Here is a 22,017-nt window from a genome sequence, read left to right on the forward strand (position 1 = left end):
CGAATGACAACGACTGAACGCACCAGCAGCCACGGCAAACAGGTGCTCCGCGAACTGACTCCACTGCACCGCGACCTGCGCGAGGCCATCCCCGACGTGTACCAAGGCTTCGGCGAACTGAGCAAGGCCGCGTTCGCCCCCGGCGCGCTCGACCGCAAAACCAAGGAACTCATCGCCTTCGCGATCGGCGTCGTCGAAGGCTGCGACGGGTGCATCGCCTCGCACGGCCAAGCCGCAGCACGCGCCGGGGCGACCCGACAAGAGGCCGCCGAAGCCATCGGCGTCACCTTCCTGATGCACGGAGGACCCGCGACCATCCACGGCGCCCGCGCCTACGAGGCCTTCTCCGAATTCGCCGCAGCCATCGACGCCGGCGAGAACCCCGCCTGATTCAAGGGAAGAGAATCCATCCGTGTGCCGACCCATCCGCTGCAAAACCTGCTCCAAAACCACCTGGTCCGGCTGTGGACAACACATCGCCCAGGTCAAGGCCACAGTCCCCGCCGATCAATGGTGTCCAGGCCATCCGGATGCCAAACGAAGCAGCTGGCTGCACCGAATCCTCGGAAGGTAGGCGAACCCATGCCCCACATGAACATCGACCGCGCTGTGCTCACCCTCGCAGGCACCATCACCCTGCTCGGCCTGACACTCGCGGTGCTGATCTCGCCCTGGTTCCTCCTGCTGACCGCGTTCGCGGGAGCCAACCAACTCCAGGCGAGCGTCACCGGATTCTGCCCTGCGGCAACACTTCTGCGGAAACTCGGGCTCCCGGCCAGCCGCGCATTCAGCTAGCCGAGCACGCTAAAACAGCGAAGACCTCCGGATCCAGGACAGTCATCGAAAGGTGCGTTCATCCGGAGGTCGTCGTGGTGATCTGACGCCGGGCGCGCAGATGAATTGGCGGCGGCCTCGTCCGGCATAGCCACGAAAAGCGAGTTCGTAAACGCGGTTTCGGCCACCCGGCGTGCCCGACCCTATCTGGAAGAGGTGATCAAGCCTCGGATAGGCGCGAGCGTTGCTAGCCGTGGCAATAGACCCGAACAAGCACAGTGTCGGGCAGTGTCTCCAGGTAGCTTTCGATGCCGCCTGGCGGTATCGGGCAGTCGGCTCGTCCTCGTAGGACGGGTTCTTGTCCCAATCTTTATGTCGGCAAACGCCGCTCGACTCGACCCACCAACCATCCAGGGTGAGCACATCCGGCCATGAGAGATTGTGCGTCGCGACATTCAGCAAGGCCTTGGGGCCGCCCGCGCACTCGCCTCGCTTGGGGGCAACACAATGCCGAACTGGTTGGGACCGTCGTGAATCAGCCGAGGATCATCCTCATAACCCGGTCGGACATAGAACCCGGCTCCCTCTCCACCACCCCGAATCCACCATGTGTCCCACATATCTCGCTCCGGAAACCCTTGGTACATCTCGAACGGAGCGAGAGCTCGCGTGATCGCGGCCTCCACGTCATCGATCGCATCCGGCGGCAAGCAGACCGTCACCCCGCGTCGCGCCACAACCACCCCCTCCTGCAGTACCGAGCGCCCCAGGCTACCTCTCGGAATCGACGGACCAGATTCCTGACCACTGTGACCAGTTCGCCAGACGAGTGCCCTGTCATCGGCATGTACCTGCGTTCGGTCGACCGCGGCTCCACTGGCGGAACCAACCCACAAGCGGCATTACCGCGCACTCGAGTCGACTGAAGCTAGCTCGGGAGCTCGACATTGCGGGCCCCGCAGCCCAATGAGCAACGAGAACATATGTCCATAAATAGCGTGGCCAGCTGGGCGAACTCAGTCCCGGCCCTGATCGTGCGCAAGCGGATTCGGCTCTGGTTCATTCGCCACGATCCAGCGACCGGTTGCCGGGACCGCGCACAGGACGAGAATCAGCAGGCTCACGATGATCGGAATGAACAAGAAGGTGAAACCTCTGTTGAAGAGCTGTGCAACGCTCACGATCAGTGCCACCCCTGACGCGAGGATCAACAGGAAACGACCCGTTTTCATGTACGCCAGCAGAAGGAATCCGCCGACGGACCAGGTCAGCCCGATGACGACGGCGACGATCCCCATGACGATCATGTCTGTGTAACCGCCGATCTCTGGATATTCGCGGGCGTGATCTTCGATGCCGGCCACTACATAGAGGGTCCACAGAATTCCGGCGATTCCGGTCAGCAGACCGAGGATCAGCGCGAAGAAGGCTCCGGTGACCGCGGTTGCGCCGTGTGGGGCCGGCGTCGGTAACTCCGGTTGATCGTGCGGATCTTTCACATCCGTTCCCCTCGTCGTTTCGCGCGAACCTACCTCGCCGTGCCGGGAGTTGGCGATGCAGTGGTTCAGTTGTCTTGACCAGCACGACGACATGGCCGTTCGTGTCGGCCGAACCGGCGGCGTTCTCGGGATGGCGAAAGACTTGATTTGGGCCGCAATGCCACGCGGGCACTGGAGTTTCACGCGGGAACCGCCCGGCTCATACGGCTCGCTCTGCACCGCGACCGCATCCAGTTGCCGGTGTGGCTGCTCGCTCTCACTGCGCTGCAGGCATTCTCGGCGTCGAGTGTGTTCGGCCTGTATCCCACCGAGGCCGACCTGCGCAGTTTCGCGATGGCCACCGCCGCGTCGCCGGTCGCGTTGGCCACCAACGGTCTCGTGTCGGGATACAGCGCCGGCGCAGTACTCGCTTGCCAGATCGTCATGCCGCTGTCGCTGGCCGCCGGCCTGATGACCACCCTGCTGATCGTGCGGCACACCCGCCAGAACGAGGAGACCGGGCGCGCCGAGCTCGTCGAGGCCGCCGTGGTGGGCCGGAAGGCACTGCTCACCGCCGCGCTGATGGTCGCGGACGGCGCCAACGTCCTTCTCGGTCTGCTCAATGTGGTCGTTCTGATGGTGGAGGGTTTGCCACTGGGCGGGTCGGTCGCCCTCGGCGCTGCGGTGGCCGGGGCCGGCATCGCGTTCGCGGCGATCGCCGCGGTCACCGCCCAGGTGACCGACAGCGCCCGTACCGCCAACGGATTGGCCGGCGCGGCCCTGGGCGTGGCGTTCCTGTTGCGTGCGGTGGGCGACATGACGGGAACGGTGACCGACGGCGGCACCTAGGGTCGGACCTGCTCGGCCCAGCCGATCGGCGACGCCCACGTCGGCCAGCCAGCCACCACCCGGCCTGATGAGCAGCGAGGCCCCACGAGGCGGTGAGGTCCCGTCGCCGGAACAGCGCTATTCCGACCGCCCCGATGACGACGGCGATCACTACGAGCCAGACCAGTGGAGTGGCTGTGACCTCCGCGGCGGGTACAGCAGGGACGTGCGCGAACGGCGACAGGTTACGGACGGTGTCGGGTAGGCCGAGCAGCGGTCCGAGCAGCCCGAAGGCCAGGCAGAGTGCAAGGACGCCCCAGGAGAGTCCGGTCGACCCGGCGGGGAGGCCGCCGAAGAGGAGTGCGACCGCCGTCGCGACGACAAGGATCGCGGGCACGAAGACAAGAGCCGCACCGATGAGACTCACGACCTGACCGGGCACGTCCCCGATAACCAGACCGAACGCGAGTCCCGTCGCTGCCCCGGTCAGCGTCTGCAGGACCACGATCCCCGCAGTGACCATGCCGATATGCGCGAGCATCCATCGCGGGCGCGAAACCGCTGTCGCGAGAACGGGTTCGAGCCGCCCTGCTGACTCCTCACCGCGCATCCGTAGCAATGCCCGCACGGCGTAGCCGGCGACCGCGATCGCCATCATGCCGAAGATGGTGGCGAGGTAGGCGTCGATCATGTTGGTTGTTCCGCCACCCAGCTGTTCCATCATGTCGGCCACCTGCTCGCCCTCGCCGAGGAAGTCGTCGATCTGGTCGCCGATCGCGCCGTACACGACGGCGAGGACGACGACTCCGAATGCCCACCAGAACAGGATCATCCGTTGCATCCACCACGCCGATCCGACCGCCGTCGGCAGCGAACGGGATGCCCGGGCCGGGCCCGGCCGGGTCGGCACGAGCCCCGAGCCGACGTCCCGGTGCTCCGTGAGTGCGAAGCCGACGGAGCCCACCACGAGTGCGAATACGGCGGGCAACGCCAAAGCTCACCAGGCGTTGTCGTCGTAGAGGACGAACCACCCGCTGGAAAAATGGTGTGGGCCGATGCTTCCCGGGCAGCTGCCCCATCGGCCCACACCCGGAATGCGGTGCGCGCCTCAGGCGTGCAGCGTTCGAACAGTTGCGTCGTGAGAACCGAGAACTCGAGTAGGCCGCCGAGATTCTGAAGTCGGCGTCGGCATACCGAGTCCGCGGGTCGAATGCCAGCCCGCGCCAGCAAATTCAGCGAACCGGATTACCAGCCGAGGTTAGCCCTAAGACCGGGTAGCCGCACCCATGCCGGATACGTCCCACAAAGCATCCGCCACGACCGAGGCCCGGAGCTTTATCGGGACCAGGTCCGCGGTGCACCCATCAGGCGAAGCACCGCTTGCCTACCTCTATGCACGCTGGAGGGTTCGAAAATGTCGAATGACAGGATTTGGACCTGCGACCACTTGACCCCCAGGGAACTGGAATTCGTCGCTGGGTGTCCGGCTGACACCCTCCCGTCCAGGTCAGAGGCTTTTCAACGTCCGGCTGGTGCTGCCATATCCGTGTTGTATCGGCCCGTCTCGGCACGCTCTAGGCACGCTCGAATCAACCCCTCACCGGAGCTCTTTGATGCATCGTCCTTGTTGCTCATCCGCCCGCGTGCGCGGGGAACACACCGAACGTCGCGGCGATGAACCAGCCGCGCCTGACCGCGGACCGGATGAGCGGCCGTCCGCCCACCGGGTTCATGCCGAATTCGCCGTCAACGCCCTCGCTACATCAGCGGCGACTTGTCGGGCGAGCGCCGTCGCAGCGCCTGGTGAATACCAGGCCGCATGCGGGGTGATCACGAGATTCGGGAAGGTGAGGATCGGATCGTCCAGCGCGGGCGGTTCGTGCGGGAGTACGTCGATCGCCGCTCCTGCCAGTTGACCACTGCGCAATGCCGCGCCGAGGGCATCGTTGTCGATGAGTTCTCCGCGCGCGACATTCACCAAATAGGAGCCGGGCGACATCGCGGCCAGTGCGGCGGCATCAACGATCCCCCGAGTCCGGTCGGTCAGCGGGACATGCAGACTCAGTACATCGGACCGGTGCAGCAGTTCAGGCCAGTCGACGAGATCGACTCCCCCGACGACCGAAGCGCTGGAACTGTCCAGCGAGCGACTGCAGACCAACACCGTCATTCCCAGCGCACGAGCCCGGGCGGCCACCGCGGTGCCGACGCGACCCCATCCGTATATGCCAAGCACCGTTTCGGCAATGCGACGCGGCGGCGCCGCGGTCACGTCCCAGCGGCCCGCGCGCACCTCGGCGTCGAGTGCGGCCGTCGAGCGGATGAGCCCGAGGACGCTCGCGAAGGCATGGTCGGCGACCTCTTCGGTGCAGTAGCCCGCGGCACGCGTAACTCGAAGCCCGCGGGCCATGGCCACCTGCACCGGTAGATGGTCGTAGCCCGCCGAGGTGGCCGACAGCACCCGAAGGTCCGGCAGCCGATCCAAATGTTCGCCGGTGAGCGTTGCCGCTTCGGGCCCGACGAGCAAGGCGACAATTCCTGCGCCTGCCGGGATCTCGTCGACCACGGTTACTTGCGCGGTGATTCCACCGACCGCCAACGACTGCTCGAGTACTTCGACCGGGATGAAATCATCGATCACGACGATTCTTTCGATCATTGTGCTGCCTCGGTCTCGGGTAGCGGCGCGGCACCGTCGAGTCCTCGACTTCGCGCGACCCACGCCGCCGTCACGTGGGCTGGCGTTGCCGGTGTCATCAGGCTGACCGCCACGAATGTCGCTGTCGCGCTGGACAGTCCGATATAGACGGGCGCGTTCGCGAGAATGTCACCGGTGACGAAGAAGGTAGCCACCGTGGCTACGGTCCCCACTGCCATCGCGGCCACCGCGGCCACGCCGGTCGCCCGTTTCCAGACCAGCCCGCCGAGGATCGGCACGAGGAGACCGCCGACCAGAATATCGTAGGCAATCGTCAGTGCCGACACGATGTCGCGGATCAGCACAGCGAGTACGACGGCCACCGCGCCGATCGCGATCACGTACCGGCGACTGCCGTCGAGTTCGGAATTCGGTGCCACATCTTGCCGTTCGCTCGCGCCACGCCTGGTGACCAAGACCAATGTCGGCAGTATGTCGCGACGCGCGACGGTCGCGGTCGCGAGCAGCGCACCGGAGGAGGTCGACATCATCGCCGCCACCGCCGCGGCCAGCACGATGCCGCTGAGCCCGACCGGCAAGGTGTGCTGCGCGATCGCGGCGTAGACATCGTCCTTCGCCCCGATCCCAGGCAGCACCGCGGCTGCGGCGAGGCCGATCATCGCGCCCGCAACGCCGTAGAGCAGACAGTAGACCCCTGCCACGACACCTCCCCAGCGGGCGACCCCCGGCGACTTCGCGGTGAAAACGCGCTGCCAAATGTCCTGCCCGATCAGGATTCCCAGGCAATACACGACGAAAAACGTAATGATCGTGCCGATACCGATCGTGGTGGGGTGGAACGCGTCCGTGCTCAGCCGTTCTCGGATTCCGTGGTAGCCTCCGGCCCGATGCCAGGTGAAGGGTAATAGCAGGACGAATATGCCGATCGTCTTGATGATGAACTGCACGATGTCGGTGAGCGTGATCGACCACATCCCACCCATCGCCGAGTAGGCGACGACGATGCCGCCGCCGACTGCGACCGACAGCGTCCGATCGAAACCGAAGAGAACGGTGAAAATCGTCGCGTACGCGATAGTCGATGTCACGGTGAGCATGAGCGTGTAGGCCATCATCACCGCGCCCGACGCGGCGGTGAGGTCTATTCCATAGCGCAGCTTCAACATTTCCGAGACGGTGTAGATCCGCAATTGTTGGATACGGGAGGCGAAGAACAGTCCCAAGAGGAGCACACCCGTGCCGATCGACACCACCAGCCACATACCCGAGATGCCGTACCGATAGCCGAGTCCGACGCCGCCGACGGTCGATGCGCCGCCGAGGACAACAGCGCCCATGGTGCCGACATACAACACGCCGCCAAGTCCGCGACCAGCGACAAGGTAGTCGCTCGCGGTTTCGGCACGGCGTTTCCCCCACCACCCGAATCCGAGCATCGCGGTCAGATACACCAGAATGATCGTGAGATTCACATGCGCTCCATCAGCAGAAGTTGATAAGCAATGGTGATCGACTTCGCCCAACCTCAGGCAAATGGTAGATCCATTTGCGTTGCAATGGGTTTCGATCGAGACGGTACAATACGTGTATCGACATCCCTTCGCGCACAACAGTTCCCATCAATGGGATTGGACTGGGTCAGCGGCTGAATTCGGAAGCAGCTCGCGACCCGACAGCCCGGTCACATCGACCGGCTCAGGCCGAGTACGTCTTCGATTCCAAGATTCGAGCGATACGGGCTGCGCAGAGTGTCATCGCTTCGCCAGGGCGTCGCGGGTCTAATCGTCTGATTAACCGGTCCTGGCACTTGGTGCGGTTACTGCCAACGAGCTCCGTCATGAGGATCGAGGCTGTTGGACTGCCGTCACCGTATTCGGCCGAATGTCGGTGCACCACATCATTCGAACCATTGGGCAGGTACAGCCGCATCACGTGCACGATCGGCAGCCCCATTCCTGGAACCTTGCCACCAACTCGGCCATGGCCGGAATTGTTGCCTCGGTGCGATCGATGCGCGCCGGTGGGTGCTGTTCGTAGAAGTCGCGCTGCACGTCAACGATCTGCTCGACACCTATTCACGCGTCTCGGCACTCGACTTGGGCATGTTTGCCTCGTCCCGCAGCCTGTCAACCGAGCTGGACGTGTACCAACCGAAACCTGCTCAGCATGCGTGTCGGATCTGTTCGCCTGGTTCGGGGGCGGTGCCGAGTAGAGCGGCGCGCAGGTCGAGGCGGTCTTCGAGCCGCGAGAGGTCGCGCCCGGTCAGCTTCTCGATGCGCTCGATACGGTAGTGGACAGTGTTGACATGCAAATAGAGAGCGTCGGCGGTTTTGGTCCAGGAGCCGTTATGGTCCAGGAATGCCGCCAAGGTTTCGCGCAGACCAGCGACACCCGGTTCGGTCAGAGCGCCGAGGACCCGGGCGCTAAATGCGGCGCGGACCGGGGCAGGTACGCCGGCAAGCAGTTCATTCAGCGTCGTCAGGTCCTCGGAGGCAGCTAAGTCTCGGCCGAGTGCGGTTGCGGCCCGGCGTGCATGGTTCGAGCGGATGAGGCTGTCACGGAGTTCTTCGTCAGTGCCTGCGGCCGACCCGATACCGAGATGGAGGCCGCTGCCTGGGTCGCAAGAGTGCACGAGGTCATGGACCGAGCGCAGAAGCTCGTCCGAGTTCGGGATGTCGCCGATGATGGCAACGGCCTGCGCGCCGTGAGTCCCCACGACGAAGGGTTGATCGGTGATGTAGGAGAGCAACTCTCGTAGCGCTGCGTACTGATGCGCCCGGTCGATAGGGCGCCGTCGCGGCAGCGATAACCCGGTATGGGCCCGGCTCGTCGATTCCGCAGGATCGCAATGCCGTTGCCAGCGGTGGGCGTTCGGTTCTCGCGTCATCGAGCTGGACGAAAAGCTCCTCGGCGGCTTGTTGCCGGTCAGCCTCGGCCTCCGTCGACAGATCACGGTAATGACGTAGTACTCGGTCAGTTCCTGCAGTACACGCGGCGGTACCTCCCGCCCGACCGGCATGTGTAGGTACCACTTGTCATACTGCGTATCCGCCGACCCGATCGGCTGATTTGCGCTGTCACCACGGCGCAGACTACCGACGATCGCAGCAGGCGACCACACCACGCACCAGAGGAACGAGCGATAGTCCGCCCGGTCGAAGTCACCAGCGCACACGGTGGACCGCCCAGGTGCGTGGAGATCCGGTCCAGGAGAACACCGGGCATCACCTGATCCCGGATGAGCCGATGCAGCACCTGCCGGACGTCCTCGGGGAGCGAGGAGTGCGGCGAGGAGTCGAGGTCACCCCAACGGCGCAGGTAGATCGCGTCGGTGATCGTTCGGAACGTGGTGTGTGCAGGAACCGCGAGCAGCGCGACACCGTGTTCCCTGCAGGCCCGCACGATCTCGGCGGGAACGCCGTTGTGCCGGACAGCACCCGCGAGCAGGGCCACCGCGCCCGCGTTGGCCAGTGCCGCCACGAATTGGTCGGCTTTATTGCGGCCGCCGCGCGACGTCCACCAGACCAGACCGCTGAGGACGACCTCACCGGATTGCAGGTACGCCGTCGGGTCCTGCAGATCCGTGGCCGTCACCCCGCTGACCTCGTGTCGCAGCAGCGCAGGATCTCCCCACATCAAGTGCAGTCCCAGCGATTCCAGATGAAGCAGGTCATCTACCCGCATGATCCGCTCCTCTCGCGCAGTCCGCCCTGACAGCCGATCACTGAATCGTAGAGGTGTTCGCGGTCCGCACACCCTTGTGCGATCAACCGATAGTCGGCCCCTACCAGCCGACTTTTCCGTAGGTCACAGCCGATGGCACCGGGCAAGCAACCGCATTGAATCGAGCGCACCAATCTGTGAGGACGGTGCCGAGTATGGATCTGAACACTGCGCTGGAGGTGTGTGATGCCCGCACGCACTCCAGCTGGCTCCCCGGAGATGCGTGGCTCGGAGGCGGAACCTACCTGTTCTCCGAACCCCAACCGCACCTGCGCAGACTCTCGTGGAACCGCTCACATCCGGCGGTCATGACCTCGGTGCGTGCTCTCGTCACCGCCGTGGAGACCATGCTGCGCGCGGCCGCGCCCACCCCGACACCGGGTGTTCGTCTCGAATGCCTAGGCGCTGCAAAGCTTTTACGCGAGGGCAGACCGGTCCCGCTGCCGCCACGCCAACTGGAAATCCTGGCGCTGCTCGCGCTGGAGCCCGACGGCTTCACGCCCGAGCAACTGCACGCCGCGGTCTATGGCGACCGCCAGGTCTCCGCCAACACGCTCAAAGCCGATGTCTCGCGCCTGCGCCGGACCACCGGTGGCGAGATCACCAACCGCAGGTACATGCTCACCGGCGCGTTGTCCTGTGACGCGGTCGAGTTGCTCGCCGCCATCGCGGCCGGGGACGCCACCTCGGCGCTGTGGCTCTATCGCGGACCGCTGCTGCCCGGCTCGGACACCCCGGGTGTGGTGGAGTGGCGCACGTATCTGGACGTGGGTGTGCGCACCGTGGCGCTGGCGAGCGATCGTGCCGAGCATGCGGTGGTGCTCGGCGAACGGGTCCCCGACGACATCGGGGTACACGAGCACGCGCTGCGGCTACTCCCTGCCGACGATGTGCGGCGGTCGGTGGTCGCCGCGCGCCTCCACACCGCATTGCACACCTAGCGTCCGCGGTTCGACGCCATCACCAACCTCGCACCAACCTTCACGGGTCATAGTGGCCTCTCAGAGGAAGATTCCGCGAGGAGCACTGCCATGATCTACGCCAAACCGGGGTCCGCAACCAGCATCGTCAGTTACGCCGTCCGCTATGACAACTTTATCGATGGCGACTGGGCGGCTCCCATCGAAGGACGGTATTTCGACAATCCTTCGCCGATCGACGGCGAGATCTTTTGCGCGGTGGCCCGATCGACCGCTGCCGATATCGATATGGCCCTGGAAGCCGCACACCACGCTGCCGAAGGCTGGGCCACCACCTCCGTCACCGAGCGCGCAAATATTCTCCACCGGATCGCCGACCGGATCGAGAACAGCATCGAACCGCTCGCGGTCGCCGAATCCTGGGACAACGGCAAGCCGGTCCGCGAAACCCTGGCCGCTGACCTACCTTTGGCGGTCGACCACTTCCGCTACTTCGCGGGTGCCATTCGCGCACAAGAGGGCAGCATCGCCGAGATCGACGCCGACACCATCGCCTATCACTTCCACGAGCCGCTCGGTGTGGTCGGACAGATCATTCCATGGAATTTTCCGATCCTGATGGCGGCATGGAAGCTGGCGCCCGCGCTGGCCGCGGGCAATTGCGTGGTGCTCAAACCGGCCGAGCAGACACCGGCATCGCTGCTGTTGGTGATCGAGCTCATCGCGGATCTGCTGCCGCCCGGTGTGCTCAACGTGGTCAACGGTTTCGGCGTCGAGGCGGGCAAGCCGCTCGCCGCCAGCCCGCGGGTGGCGAAGGTCGCTTTCACCGGCGAAACCACCACCGGCAGGCTGATCATGCAGTACGCCAGCGAGAACATCATTTCCGGTCAGTCTGGAGCTGGGTGGCAAGAGCCCCAACATCTTTCTGCCCGACGTCATGGCCGCCGACGACGAATTCCTCGACAAGGCCGTCGAAGGCTTCGTGATGTTCGCGCTCAACCAGGGCGAAGTGTGCACGTGCCCGTCGCGAGCGCTGATCCACTCTTCGATCTATGACGAATTCTTGGCCCGCTGCACCGAACGCACCAAAGCCATCAAGGGCGGCAACCCCCTCGACGACACCACCATGATCGGAGCCCAGGCCAGCAACGACCAATACGAAAAGATCTTGTCCTACATCGACATCGGGAGGCAGGAAGGCGCCCGCGTGCTCACCGGAGGGGAAGCACGCAAGGTGGACGGACTGCCCGGCGGGTACTATATTCAGCCAACGATCTTCGAGGGCAACAACACCATGCGGATCTTCCAGGAGGAGATCTTCGGACCAGTGGTCTCGGTGACCCGGTTCGACACCGTCGAGGAAGCAGTGCGCATCGCCAACGACACCCTCTATGGACTCGGCGCCGGTGTATGGACACGGGATATCAACACCGCATACCGGATGGGCCGAGCGATAAAGGCAGGACGAGTATGGACCAACTGCTTCCACGCATACCCAGCGCACGCCGCGTTCGGCGGCTACAAAAAGTCCGGAATCGGACGCGAGAACCACAAAATGATGCTCGATCATTACCAGCACACCAAGAACCTGCTGGTCAGTTATATGCCGACCAAACAGGGGCTCTTCTGATGCAAGACCGGGTCCATCGGGTCGCCATCACCGATCGGGCACGAATCGTGTTGCGGCGGTTGATCGAGCAGAACGGCCCAATGCTGTTCCATCAGTCGGGCGGTTGCTGCGATGGCAGCTCACCGATGTGCTTCCCGGCCCGCGACTTCCGGATCGGCGGCGCCGACGTCCTGCTCGGCCGACTGCCGTGGCACACCGAATTCTGGATCAGCAGTGACCAATACGAGCTGTGGAAGCACACTCGACCTACTGTGGACGTGGCAAGCGGTCGCGGCAGTGGATTCTCCCTCGAAGCGCCGGATGGCGTGCGCTTCGTCGTCCGATCCCGGCTGCTCACCAGCGAAGAATCCGCCGCACTGGCCGCCGGTCCGCCGCCGCACACCGGAGCCGACCGCATGGCCTGACACCGCAAGGACGGGTGACGGTCCGGGGATCCGCAGCCCTTGGCCGGCACCGCACGGCCTCGTCGTCCCGGTGTGCACCGGGACGACGAGGTGCGGATCCCGACGACCTCGCTAGCGACCAGGCAGGAACCGGAAGCTGCGCGCCAGCGTCATCAGCAATCGCTGCCACTTGTCCTTCGAGATCACCGGGGGCGCATCCAGGTTCATGAACCGCGTGAGAACCACGGTCTGCGGTTCGGTGAACTTCAGTAGCCCGTCCGGGCCGTGCCTGCGACCGACTCCAGAGATACCCATACCACCCATCGGCGCCGCGGTGGTGCCCCAGGCAGGCGCGTATCCTTCGTCGACGCACACGGTGCCCGCACGCAGTTGCCGGGCGATCTGCTCGCCGTCGCTCTTGCTCGCCGCCCATACGCTGGCGTTGAGGCCGTACTCGGTATCGTTGGCTAGTCGGACCGCCTCGTCCACGGTGTCGACCGGGTAGATCGAGACCAGCGGGCCGAAAGTTTCGTCGCGGCCGCATTCCATCTCATCGGTCACCTCGGCGAGCACCGTCGGTTCGAAGAACAGCGGGCCGAGATCTGGACGTGCTTTGCCGCCGGCGAGCACCTTCGCCCCTTTGGAGGTGGCGTCGGCGACGTGCTTGGTCACGGTCTCCAGCTGTGCTTCGGAGATCAGGCTGCCGATATCGGCCGAATAGTCGTAGGCGGCACCGAGTTCGGCGGCCCGCACCGCAGCGACGAACTTCTCGGTGAACTCTGCGGCGACCGAGCGCTCGACATACAGTCGCTCGATCGAGATGCACAGCTGTCCGGCGTTGGAGAAGCAGGCCCGCACCGCCGCCTTGGCGGCTTTGTCCAGCTTCGCGTCCTTGGTGACGATCATCGGGTTCTTGCCGCCCAGTTCCGCGGAGAAGCCGATCAGCCTGCGCCCGCACTGCTCGGCGAGCGAACGGCCGGTCGCCGAGGAGCCGGTGAACATCAGATAGTCGCAGGCATCGACGATCGCGGTGCCGACAACGGTGCCCGGGCCGGTCACCACCGCGAGCAGATCGCGCGGCAGCCCGGCCTGGTACAGCAATTCCGCGCTTGCCAAGGACGAGAACGGCGTTTGGCTGTCGGGCTTCACGACAACGGCGTTACCGGCGAGCAGCGCGGGGATCGAGTCACCGATGGACAGCAGCATCGGATAGTTCCACGGTGCGATGACACCGACAACGCCCTTGGGCTGGGTGTGCACCGATGCCCGATTGAGCACGGGGAAAGCGCCGGGCACCGAGTGTGGTTCGAGGAGCCTCGGCGCCGCCTTCGCGAAATACCGGGCGGCGAACATCAGACCCATGATCTCTTCTTGAGCGGCCCACCGCGCCTTACCCGTCTCGGCCTGCACCACGTCCATGAGGAACTCGCGGTGCTCGATGACCAATGTCCGATACCGCTCCAGCACGGCGGCGCGTTCCTTGGCCGATCGCGCGGCCCAGCGGGCCTGCGCTGCCCGGGCCCGGTCGAATGCGGCGGTCACGTCCGCGGCCGTGCCCACCGGCACCGCGCCGAGCGGCTTACCGGTGAAGGTCTCGACGATCGTCTTGGTCGAGCGGGCCTCGGGGCTATCGATTGCCGTCAGGGCGCTCAGACGAGCGAAAACTTCGGCTTCCGGCGCGGGCATCGTTGCCTCCTACTTGTGAGTAACCGCAGATTACACACAATCTACGCCCTCACCTGCCCGAGCCGCACACACTCGACCCGGCTCGGCCGCTGATGTCGCTGATTCGGCGCAATGTACAGGCGTCGTCCCTGCGTCACGGCCGGTCCGAAACTTCGCAGGCTCCGAATAGCTGATGAGCACCGCAGAAGCCAAGGCGTCCACTGGAATTCATGCCTCGACCTCGAGCGATCAGATCAGATCTCTCGTGTCAAATCGAGTCTCGCTCACCGGGACCCGATCGCCGTACGGGTCGGCATCTCGATTACGTTGTGCCGATGTTCAGAGCGAGGCTCGGTGTCCGAACACGGATACTGGCGATCGCGCTCATCCCGAGCCTGACTCTGCTCGTGGTCGGCGTGGGTGCAGCGGGATACCTGGTAGCCCAGGGAAACAAGGCCCAGGATTGGGCGGCGCAGAATCAGAAGGCGATCCCGCCGACCAGGGAGCTACTCGAGGCCGTCCAGCAGGAACGCCATTTGACGATTGCCGCGCTGACCGGCGACGATGCCGTCACGCCGACGCTCGGAGCGGCGCGAATGCGGCTCGATGGCGCACTGCGCGGACTGATCGCGGCCTCCACCGGCCTGCGCGAGATCGATGACTCGAAGATCGGCGACGACGCCGCGAACTTCATGACCCTCGGCACCCAGATAACCCAGGTGCGTACCGCCACCGACGCCGGCCAACTGCCGGTGCCCGACGCGTACATGTTCTACAACCGCCTGCTCGATGTCATCACTTTCGGCACCGAGATCGCCGAGCAGACCGCACCCGACGCCGAGATCGGCGTAGGCATCGCCGACGGGATGCGCATTTTCCTTGCCGTGGAAGCGATGTCGCGCAGTAACGCACTGGCAGACATGATCGCCGATTCGAACGGCCCCACTCCCATTCCTATGGAGGAATACCTCCGGCAGATCGGCTTCTATCACACCGAAGTCGCGAATCTGACGGCCGAACTCGACCAGTCCCAACGCGAGCGTTTGCAGGCACTGACCAACAGCACCGCATGGCAACAGCTGACTGCGGTGGAAAATGCGCTCGCCCAACGCAATACGACCAGCACCGCGAGCTCCGCAGGCTCGACGAACTCCTCGAATTCCGCGAACTCCTCGAGTTCTTCGAGCAAACCGTCGACCACTCCGGTACTGCCGCTGAGCCCGCCCGAATGGCACAACGCCGCCGCCGAGGTGAATCGCGGGCTGATCGACGCCTGGATCGCGCAGAACAAGCAGTCACAGAAACTTGCCGAGGACAAGGCCGCCGAGTCCGCGGCGACCTCCGCATGGGCGGGCGGCGGGGTCATGGCGGTCAGTGTGCTGGCCTTCGTGATCACGCTACTGCTGGCCAACCGCATCATCCGCAGGCTCAAGCGCCTGCGTGGCGAAACCCTCGCGCTGGCCGACGAGCGCCTGCCCGAGACAATGCGGCGGCTGCGCGAGGGCGAAATCATCGATCCGGCTACGGAATCGCCGACCCTCGACTACGGACACGACGAAATCGGCCAGGTGGCCAAGGCATTCGAGCACGCGCACTCTGCGGCCATCGCCGCCGCGGTGAACGAGGCCCGCACTCGGGAGGGCGTGAAGGCCGTCTTCCTCAATATCGCCCACCGCAGCCAGATCGTGGTGCATCGGCAGCTGGAGATTCTCGACGAGGCCGAATCCAGGCAGGAGGATCCGGCCATGCTGGATACCCTCTTCCGGCTCGACCATCTGGCCACCCGGGAACGCCGCAACGCCGAGAACCTCACTATCCTCGGCGGCGGACAGCCCGGCAGGCAGTGGCGCAACCCGGTGCCCCTGATCGACGTGGTGCGCAGCGCCGTCGGCGAAACTCTCGACTACGCTCGGGTCCGGGTCGCCCGACTGCCCGAGACCCATGTCATGGGCAACGTCGTGGCCGACCTCATCCACCTGCTCGCGGAGCTGGTCGACAACGCGACCGCCTTCTCGCCGCCGCAGTCACGGGTCGAGGTGACCGGCAATGTGGTCGGCAAGGGCATCGTCGCCGAGATCAGCGATCAGGGCATGGGAATGTCGGCGACCGACATGGCCAAGATGAACGACATGCTGCGCAACCCACCGGATTTCGGAGTCGCGGCGCTGTCCGCCGATTCCCGTCTCGGCCTGTTCGTCGTCGCGCAGCTTGCCGTCCGACACGGTATCTCGGTCCGGCTCGCGGAGTCCGACTACGGTGGGATCCGGGCCATCGTGCTGATCCCCTCCGCGTTGATCGCCGGCGAAAACTCCCTGCCCGCATCGGAATCCGAGACGACCGACGCCGGCCGCAGACGCCACCACCCGGTGCCGTTTGTAGAATCCTCGGCACCCGCATCCGCCGAACCCGCATCCGCGGTGCTGACCGCACCACCGGAAGCGACGCCGGTGGTGCAACCGCCGCGGCCGACTTTCACCAGCGAGCCGCGGCCGAGCGCGCCGACGCCGCACGCGAGCCCTGACGGCAGGCCCGCGCTGCCGCGCAGGAACCGACAGGCCAGCATCGCCCCACAGTTGGCGCAACCTGCTCCGGTCGAGCCGGTCGCCGAGCCGGGCACCGAGCGCGCACGCAGCGCCGAGCAGGCCCGAGACCTCATGTCCGCCATCGAGAACGGCACCAGGCAGGGCCGCCGGGCCGTACCCGACCAACTGCCGAGGGCTGTGCCCGAGGAGTTCCCCGCTACCGCGGCCGCCGTGCCCGCGGACGAACAGGAAGGCAATGGTGACTTCTTCCAACACCGGTGATCTGAACTGGCTGCTCGACGATCTGGTCGATCGGTTGGCGGGCGTACGTCACGCGGTGGTGCTGTCCACCGATGGCCTGCTGCTCGGCAGATCCACTGCCATGACCCGCGAGGACGCCGAACACTTCGCCGCGATGTCCTCGACCCTCTACGGATTGGCGCGCAGCGCGGGCAATCGTTTCGACGGCGGCGGGGTCCGGCAGGCGGTGATCGAACTCGATCGCGCCGTGCTGTTCGTGACCTCGGCCGGCGACAATGCCTGCCTCGCACTGCAAGCGGCCGAGACCGCGAATCTCGGCATGGTGGCCTATGAAATGAACGTCACCGTCCAACGAGTCGGCACCTACCTGTCCACCCCCGCGCGACTGCCATGACACGTAAGGGTGAGCCGTGGTTCGACGAGGCCGCCGGTCCGCTGGTCCGGCCTTACGCGGTGACCCGTGGCCGCACTATCGGTGCGGGTCACGATCTGGACATGCTCACGGTGGTTGTCACCGCTGATCGCGCGCCCACCCTGCGGCGGGCCGAGCCCGAGTACACCGACATCGTTCGGCTCTGCCGCGTCCCACAGTCGGTCGCCGAGGTGGCGGCCCATGTGAAACTTCCCTTGGCGGTGACCAAGATCCTCGTCGGCGATCTGATCGGCGAGGGACATCTGATCTTCCGGGCTCCGGTACAGCCGGAGGCCGGCCCGGGCGATCTCAACATATTGCGAGCGGTACTCCATGGCATCCGAAAACTCTGACCCACATTTGGCCGCCTCGGTCAAGATTCTCATCGCCGGTGGATTCGGCGTCGGCAAGACCACCATGGTCTCGGCGATCAGCGAAATCGCGCCGCTGCGCACCGAGGAGCTGATCACCGAGATCAGCACGGGGGTCGACGATCTGTCCGGCGTCGAGCAGAAGACCACTACCACGGTGGCGCTGGACTTCGGACGCATCACCATCGACCGGAATCTGGTGCTCTATCTGTTCGGAACGCCGGGGCAGGACCGATTCTGGTTCCTGTGGGACGAGCTGGCCCGCGGCGCGCTCGGCGCCGTGGTGCTCGCCGATACCCGCCGTCTCGGCAATTCCTTTGCCGCCGTCGACTTCTTCGAACGCCGCGGCCTCGCGTTCACAGTCGCGGTGAACTGCTTCGACGGGGCGCCTATCTACACCGTCGACGAGGTGCGCGACGCCCTCGACCTCGACGACCATATTCCGGTGCTGCTGTGCGACGCCCGCAGCCGCGAATCCTGCAAGGAAGTGCTGGTGAATCTGGTGCAGCACCTCATCGAGCGCGCGGGCAGGGCGCGTGTTGCCACCTGATCACCGCCCGGAACCTTCGCCTTCATATCTGGTGTAGCCAGGAAATAAAGAGCAGGGCGCCTGCGGCGCCGAGCACAAGGGACACCGGGATCGGCCACCACGGCCCGGTGCGCCCAAGTAGTTGGTGACTCAATCTCACCTGCAGCACACCGAGTCCGGCCAGTAAGGCCGACCACACGGGCAACAACCCGACTCCGAGTAGCGCATGCACCGCCCAGGCACCGGCCAGGGTCGGTCCGCCCCAGGAATGTTCGAGGTCGTTGTTCGCGATCAGCGGGTAGGCGATGCCGCGCACCGCGGCGACCACGGCAAGAAACGCCAGAAACCACGTCAGCACACAGACCGCGATAGCAACAACCGTGTGCACTGCGGCGCGCAGACCCGACCTGGTGCCCATCGGGAACGACGCACCGAACAGCAGGCGCGGCACTCGCAATCTGACCGCCACCGGCCGGCAGGCGAGCAGACCCGCCACCAATGCGTAACCAGCCCAGCGCAACAACGAGCACACCGATCTCATGTAGGCGACCGTATCGCGGTATACGGTCACCGCGACAGTATGTCGGCGGACGGTGCCCGCAACCGCAACTGATCCGGGTAGCTCAAGCCAATTGTCCGGCGTCGACGAGATCATCGAACAGCAGCTGGTCCACCGGTGGCACCAGAGCGCGATCGGCGTAGTTGAACCAAGCGACCTCTTCGATCTCGCTGCTCGCAGCGAGCGTCCCGCGGTAGTCGGCTGTGTAACAGCTCATCCGCACCACCAGGCCGCTGTCGGGTCCGTGCACCGCCGCCTCGTAGGTGCCGACGTGTGCGACCGTCTCCGGCAGCAGCGCGACGGTCAGCTCTTCCTCGATCTCGCGCAGCAGCGTCTGCAGATCAGTCTCGTCGCCCTCGCGTTTGCCACCGGGAATATAGAAGATGTTCTTCCCGCGCGGGCGTGCGCACAGGATGCGCCCGTCTTCGATACGCACCCACGCGACCGTATCGATCAGCTGTCCCACTCGCCCGTCCGCCACCGCCGCAGCTTAATCCAGTGCGGACCGACCGAGGGATGTCAGCGGACGACAGGGATCATCGAAGCGTCGCGGACGCCAGGGCCGTCGACCGGCCGCAGGTCACGGCCGTGCACTCGTTCCCCGCATGCCGAGCACACCGGCTCCAGCACCGTGACATGGCCGCAGGTTTTGTGCAAGGACTGCACCGGCGGGCCGTCCGGGGCGGCCCACTCGTCACCCCACTGACGCATCGCGGTGAGCACGAGCCAGAGCGACCTCCCTTTGGGGGTGAGCCGGTAGTCGTAGCGGACCGGGTGCTCCTGGTACGCCACTTTCGCCATGATGTCGTGTGCGACAAGGTGTTCCAGACGCTGGGTGAGCACATTGCGCGCGATGCCGAGACGTTCCCGGAAGTCGTCGAAGCGTGTTACTCCCATCAGCGCGTCGCGCACGATCAGCAGGGTCCACCACTCGCCGACCACCTCCAGGCACTGGGCAATCGAGCAGTTCATGTCCTCGAAGCTCGTCCTCCGCATCCCCACAGCATAGTCAGTTGCTTCAGAGAACTCACTCACCTATGGTTCGTTGCATGATGCAACTCACTAAACGGCTCGGCGACGAGTTCGCACTGGCCGAACTCGACTACCGCATCTGGCGGGCACACGTCGACGACAGCTGGCGCGGCTGGACCGGGCCGCACGGCGGCGTCGTCGGTGGACTGCTGATCGAGGTCGCGCGCCACGCGGCAGCAGGCGACTCACCGGTGCGGGCGGTCGACGTGCGCTTCCTCGGCCGACCCGGCGAGGGGACGTTCACGTTCCGGGCGACCGAGCATCCGGTGGGTCGCAGCACCACCGTCGTCGACGTGGTCGCCGATCAGGAAGGTGTGATCGTCGCCTCGGCGGCGGTCACTTTCGGGCGGACCGCGCCGACACAGCTGCCGGAGCGGCCTGCAGCGCCCGCCCCGCAGGTCCCGCCACCCGCCGACTGCCGGAAGTTTCGCCTGCCACCAGAAATCGTGGCCGTCGGCGCTCATTTCGAGATTCGTCCTGCCGCGGGCCCGCTGCCGTTGAGCGGGTCGGACGAGGCGTGGATGTGCGCGTGGATCGCGTTGATCCCCGCGCTGCCGACCGACGCTGCGGTCTTGGCGGTGCTCGCCGATGCGCTGCCGCCCGGCCTCTTCCCCACGTTGACCGCACCGGTCGCCGTGCCCACGGTCACGTTCTCGATGCACCTACACACCGATTTCGCCCGACCGGTATCACCGGAGGTGCTTGTCCGCGCGAGCAATGCCAGCACCGCAGGCGGCTGGTCGGTCGATGACATCGAGATCTGGGACCGCGGCGGCCTGCTGCTGGCAACGGCCCGCCAAACCCGTCGAGTGCTCGGCTGATCGGAGAAGTGATCGTGAATATTGTTGCGCCAACCACAGATCGTCGTGCTGTCGATTCGCGAGTCGTCCTCGCCATCGTGTCGATCGGTGTGCTGCTGTCGAGTCTGGATCTGTTCATCGTCAATGTCGCGCTGCCGGATATGGGCAAGGATTTCGGCGACGCCCAGCTGTCCGGGCTGTCGTGGGTGCTCAATGCCTATGCGATCGTGTTCGCGGCGCTGCTGGTGCCCGCCGGGCGGCTAGGCGATCGCGGCAGCAACCGGACGACCTTCCTGGTCGGTCTGGCCGTGTTCGTACTCGGTTCGGGGCTGTGTTCGGCCGCATGGAATGTCCAGTCGCTGGTGGCCTTTCGGGTGTTGCAGGCGGTGGGCGGCGCCATGCTGACCCCGTCCTCACTCGGCTTGGTGCTGGCCGCGACGCCGGCCGAGCGCCGGCCGATGGCCGTTCGGCTGTGGGTGGCCTTCGGCGGCCTCGGCGCCGCACTCGGCCCGGTGATCGGCGGGCTGCTCGTCGAGATCGATTGGCGCTGGGTATTTCTCGTGAACGTGCCGATCGGACTTGCCGCCTTGGCCTTCGGCGTGCGGCTGCTGCCATGCCCGCGCGGCGACGGCGGGCCCCTGCCCGATGCATTCGGTGCGATCATGCTGATCGGCGCCATCGGCGGGTTCATCCTCGCCCTGGTGAAAGGAGAAGATTGGGGCTGGACTTCGGCGGGCGTGCTCACATCCTTCGCTGTCACGGCGGCGCTCGCGGTCGCATTTGCGATCTCCTCGGCCCGCCACCACAGTCCCGTTGTCGACCCCGCGTTGCTGCGCGCGCCCAACTTCGCACTGATGGTGGCCAATTCACTGTTCTTCCAGATCGCATTCGCAGGCATGCTGCTGTCGGTGGTGCTTTGGACGCAGAACATCTGGGAGTGGTCGGCACTGCGCACCGGATTGGCGATCGCGCCAGGACCCCTGGTTGTGCCGGTCGTGGCGATCCTCGCCGGTCGACTCATCAGCCGCATCGGCGCCGGACCGGTTATCGCCGCCGGTGGTGTCGCCTTCGCCGTGGGCATGGTGTGGTGGGCCACCGCCATCACCCTCGAACCCGACTACCTGGGTGGTCTGCTGGGCGGCATGGTCGTCAGCGGGCTCGGCGTCGGGCTCACCCTCCCCACCGCATTCGCCGCGGGTAGTGCGGGCCTGCCGCCCCAACGGTTCGCCACCGGATCGGCCGTGCTGAGCATGTCCAGGCAGATCGGCCTGGCCGTCGGCGTCGCTGTCGTCGTGGTAACCCTCGGCTCCCCCACCGGACCGCAGGAAACCCTCGACGCCTTCCACCGCAGCTGGTTCGTCACGGCGGCCGTCGCGCTGGCCGCCGGGCTTATCGGATCCGCGGCCAGAATGCCGCGACCCGCTGCCGCACAACCGAATCCGGTGAGCGACCGCGCCACCACCTGACTCGA

At 65.5% G+C, this 22,017-nt stretch carries 19 protein-coding genes and 2 pseudogenes; 12 read left to right on the forward strand and 9 right to left on the reverse strand.

What is annotated here, in order from left to right; all coding sequences use genetic code 11:
* Positions 1 to 3: 3 nt before the first annotated feature.
* Entirely contained in the window at positions 4 to 390 is a 387-nt protein-coding gene (locus AB0M74_RS02490; protein ID WP_364900710.1) for a carboxymuconolactone decarboxylase family protein, read from the forward strand.
* Positions 391 to 582: 192 nt separating this feature from the next.
* The gene (locus AB0M74_RS02495; RefSeq protein WP_364900712.1) at positions 583 to 795 is read left to right on the forward strand and encodes a DUF2892 domain-containing protein; all 213 of its coding nucleotides are present in this window, start codon (positions 583 to 585) and stop codon (positions 793 to 795) included.
* Positions 796 to 1,790: 995 nt separating this feature from the next.
* Here the strand turns inward: AB0M74_RS02495 and AB0M74_RS02500 are convergent.
* On the reverse strand, positions 1,791 to 2,273 hold the full coding sequence (locus AB0M74_RS02500; RefSeq protein WP_364900714.1) for a hypothetical protein: 483 nt from the start codon (positions 2,271 to 2,273) through the stop codon (positions 1,791 to 1,793).
* Positions 2,274 to 2,420: 147 nt separating this feature from the next.
* Here AB0M74_RS02500 and AB0M74_RS02505 point away from each other — a divergent pair.
* A pseudogene (locus AB0M74_RS02505) lies at positions 2,421 to 3,098 on the forward strand (anibiotic ABC transporter); the annotation flags it as partial.
* Positions 3,099 to 4,809: 1,711 nt separating this feature from the next.
* On the opposite strand, the gene AB0M74_RS02510 reads toward AB0M74_RS02505, so the two are convergent.
* The 4 genes from AB0M74_RS02510 to AB0M74_RS02525 form a co-directional block, all read right to left on the reverse strand.
* On the reverse strand, positions 4,810 to 5,739 hold the full coding sequence (locus AB0M74_RS02510; RefSeq protein ID WP_364900715.1) for a C-terminal binding protein: 930 nt from the start codon (positions 5,737 to 5,739) through the stop codon (positions 4,810 to 4,812).
* Positions 5,736 to 7,211, reverse strand: a complete 1,476-nt coding sequence (locus AB0M74_RS02515) for a sodium:solute symporter (protein WP_364901915.1) — start codon at positions 7,209 to 7,211, stop codon at positions 5,736 to 5,738. The genes AB0M74_RS02510 and AB0M74_RS02515 overlap by 4 nt, the downstream gene beginning before the upstream one ends.
* 689 nt (positions 7,212 to 7,900) lie before the next feature.
* Positions 7,901 to 8,626: a helix-turn-helix domain-containing protein gene (locus AB0M74_RS02520; protein WP_364900717.1), complete on the reverse strand. Its 726-nt coding sequence runs from the start codon at positions 8,624 to 8,626 to the stop codon at positions 7,901 to 7,903.
* Between the two features lie 86 nt (positions 8,627 to 8,712).
* Positions 8,713 to 9,423, reverse strand: coding sequence for a PucR family transcriptional regulator ligand-binding domain-containing protein (locus AB0M74_RS02525; protein ID WP_364900719.1), 711 nt, complete (start codon positions 9,421 to 9,423; stop codon positions 8,713 to 8,715).
* 194 nt (positions 9,424 to 9,617) lie between these two features.
* Between AB0M74_RS02525 and AB0M74_RS02530 the strand changes: the two genes are divergently transcribed.
* From AB0M74_RS02530 to AB0M74_RS02540, 3 genes and pseudogenes are all read left to right on the forward strand, one after another.
* Positions 9,618 to 10,403, forward strand: coding sequence for a hypothetical protein (locus AB0M74_RS02530; RefSeq protein WP_364900721.1), 786 nt, complete (start codon positions 9,618 to 9,620; stop codon positions 10,401 to 10,403).
* 90 nt (positions 10,404 to 10,493) lie between these two features.
* Positions 10,494 to 12,012: pseudogene (locus AB0M74_RS02535) on the forward strand (aldehyde dehydrogenase family protein).
* Positions 12,012 to 12,416: a DUF779 domain-containing protein gene (locus AB0M74_RS02540; RefSeq protein ID WP_364900723.1), complete on the forward strand. Its 405-nt coding sequence runs from the start codon at positions 12,012 to 12,014 to the stop codon at positions 12,414 to 12,416. Before AB0M74_RS02535 ends, AB0M74_RS02540 begins: the two are co-directional and overlap by 1 nt.
* A 111-nt stretch (positions 12,417 to 12,527) precedes the next feature.
* On the opposite strand, the gene AB0M74_RS02545 is transcribed toward AB0M74_RS02540, so the two are convergent.
* Positions 12,528 to 14,081, reverse strand: coding sequence for a succinic semialdehyde dehydrogenase (locus AB0M74_RS02545; RefSeq protein WP_364900725.1), 1,554 nt, complete (start codon positions 14,079 to 14,081; stop codon positions 12,528 to 12,530).
* Positions 14,082 to 14,395: 314 nt separating this feature from the next.
* On the opposite strand from AB0M74_RS02545, the gene AB0M74_RS02550 reads away from it, so the two are divergent.
* Genes AB0M74_RS02550 through AB0M74_RS02565 form a run of 4 tightly spaced genes read left to right on the forward strand, consistent with a single transcriptional unit; the run spans position 14,396 to position 18,176 of the window.
* Positions 14,396 to 16,864, forward strand: coding sequence for a nitrate- and nitrite sensing domain-containing protein (locus AB0M74_RS02550; protein WP_364900726.1), 2,469 nt, complete (start codon positions 14,396 to 14,398; stop codon positions 16,862 to 16,864).
* Positions 16,842 to 17,237 (forward strand): roadblock/LC7 domain-containing protein, encoded by a 396-nt coding sequence (locus AB0M74_RS02555; RefSeq protein WP_364901917.1) that lies wholly within the window; start codon positions 16,842 to 16,844, stop codon positions 17,235 to 17,237. The genes AB0M74_RS02550 and AB0M74_RS02555 overlap by 23 nt, the downstream gene beginning before the upstream one ends.
* A complete protein-coding gene (locus tag AB0M74_RS02560) occupies positions 17,234 to 17,608 on the forward strand; it encodes a DUF742 domain-containing protein (protein WP_364900728.1) in 375 nt (124 codons plus the stop codon). Before AB0M74_RS02555 ends, AB0M74_RS02560 begins: the two co-directional genes overlap by 4 nt.
* Positions 17,589 to 18,176 carry an ATP/GTP-binding protein gene (locus tag AB0M74_RS02565; protein WP_364900730.1) on the forward strand — a complete coding sequence of 196 codons (588 nt, stop codon included), beginning with the start codon at positions 17,589 to 17,591 and terminating at the stop codon, positions 18,174 to 18,176. Before AB0M74_RS02560 ends, AB0M74_RS02565 begins: the two co-directional genes overlap by 20 nt.
* A gap of 22 nt (positions 18,177 to 18,198) precedes the next feature.
* Here the strand turns inward: AB0M74_RS02565 and AB0M74_RS02570 are convergent, their stop codons facing one another.
* Genes AB0M74_RS02570 through AB0M74_RS02580 form a run of 3 tightly spaced genes read right to left on the reverse strand, consistent with a single transcriptional unit; the run spans position 18,199 to position 19,710 of the window.
* Positions 18,199 to 18,726, reverse strand: a complete 528-nt coding sequence (locus AB0M74_RS02570) for a hypothetical protein (RefSeq protein ID WP_364900732.1) — start codon at positions 18,724 to 18,726, stop codon at positions 18,199 to 18,201.
* A gap of 52 nt (positions 18,727 to 18,778) precedes the next feature.
* The gene (locus tag AB0M74_RS02575) at positions 18,779 to 19,195 is read right to left on the reverse strand and encodes an NUDIX domain-containing protein (protein ID WP_364900734.1); all 417 of its coding nucleotides are present in this window, start codon (positions 19,193 to 19,195) and stop codon (positions 18,779 to 18,781) included.
* A gap of 38 nt (positions 19,196 to 19,233) precedes the next feature.
* Positions 19,234 to 19,710 carry a helix-turn-helix domain-containing protein gene (locus AB0M74_RS02580; RefSeq protein WP_364900736.1) on the reverse strand — a complete coding sequence of 159 codons (477 nt, stop codon included), beginning with the start codon at positions 19,708 to 19,710 and terminating at the stop codon, positions 19,234 to 19,236.
* Positions 19,711 to 19,763: 53 nt separating this feature from the next.
* Here AB0M74_RS02580 and AB0M74_RS02585 point away from each other — a divergent pair, with 53 nt between their 5' ends.
* Both AB0M74_RS02585 and AB0M74_RS02590 read left to right on the forward strand, forming a co-directional pair.
* Positions 19,764 to 20,567 carry a thioesterase family protein gene (locus AB0M74_RS02585; protein ID WP_364900738.1) on the forward strand — a complete coding sequence of 268 codons (804 nt, stop codon included), beginning with the start codon at positions 19,764 to 19,766 and terminating at the stop codon, positions 20,565 to 20,567.
* Between the two features lie 14 nt (positions 20,568 to 20,581).
* Positions 20,582 to 22,012, forward strand: a complete 1,431-nt coding sequence (locus AB0M74_RS02590) for an MFS transporter (protein ID WP_364900740.1) — start codon at positions 20,582 to 20,584, stop codon at positions 22,010 to 22,012.
* Positions 22,013 to 22,017 lie beyond the last annotated feature (5 nt).

Origin of the sequence: Nocardia sp. NPDC051463, assembly GCF_040681975.1 — a bacterium.
Taxonomy (GTDB): Bacteria; Actinomycetota; Actinomycetes; order Mycobacteriales; family Mycobacteriaceae; genus Nocardia.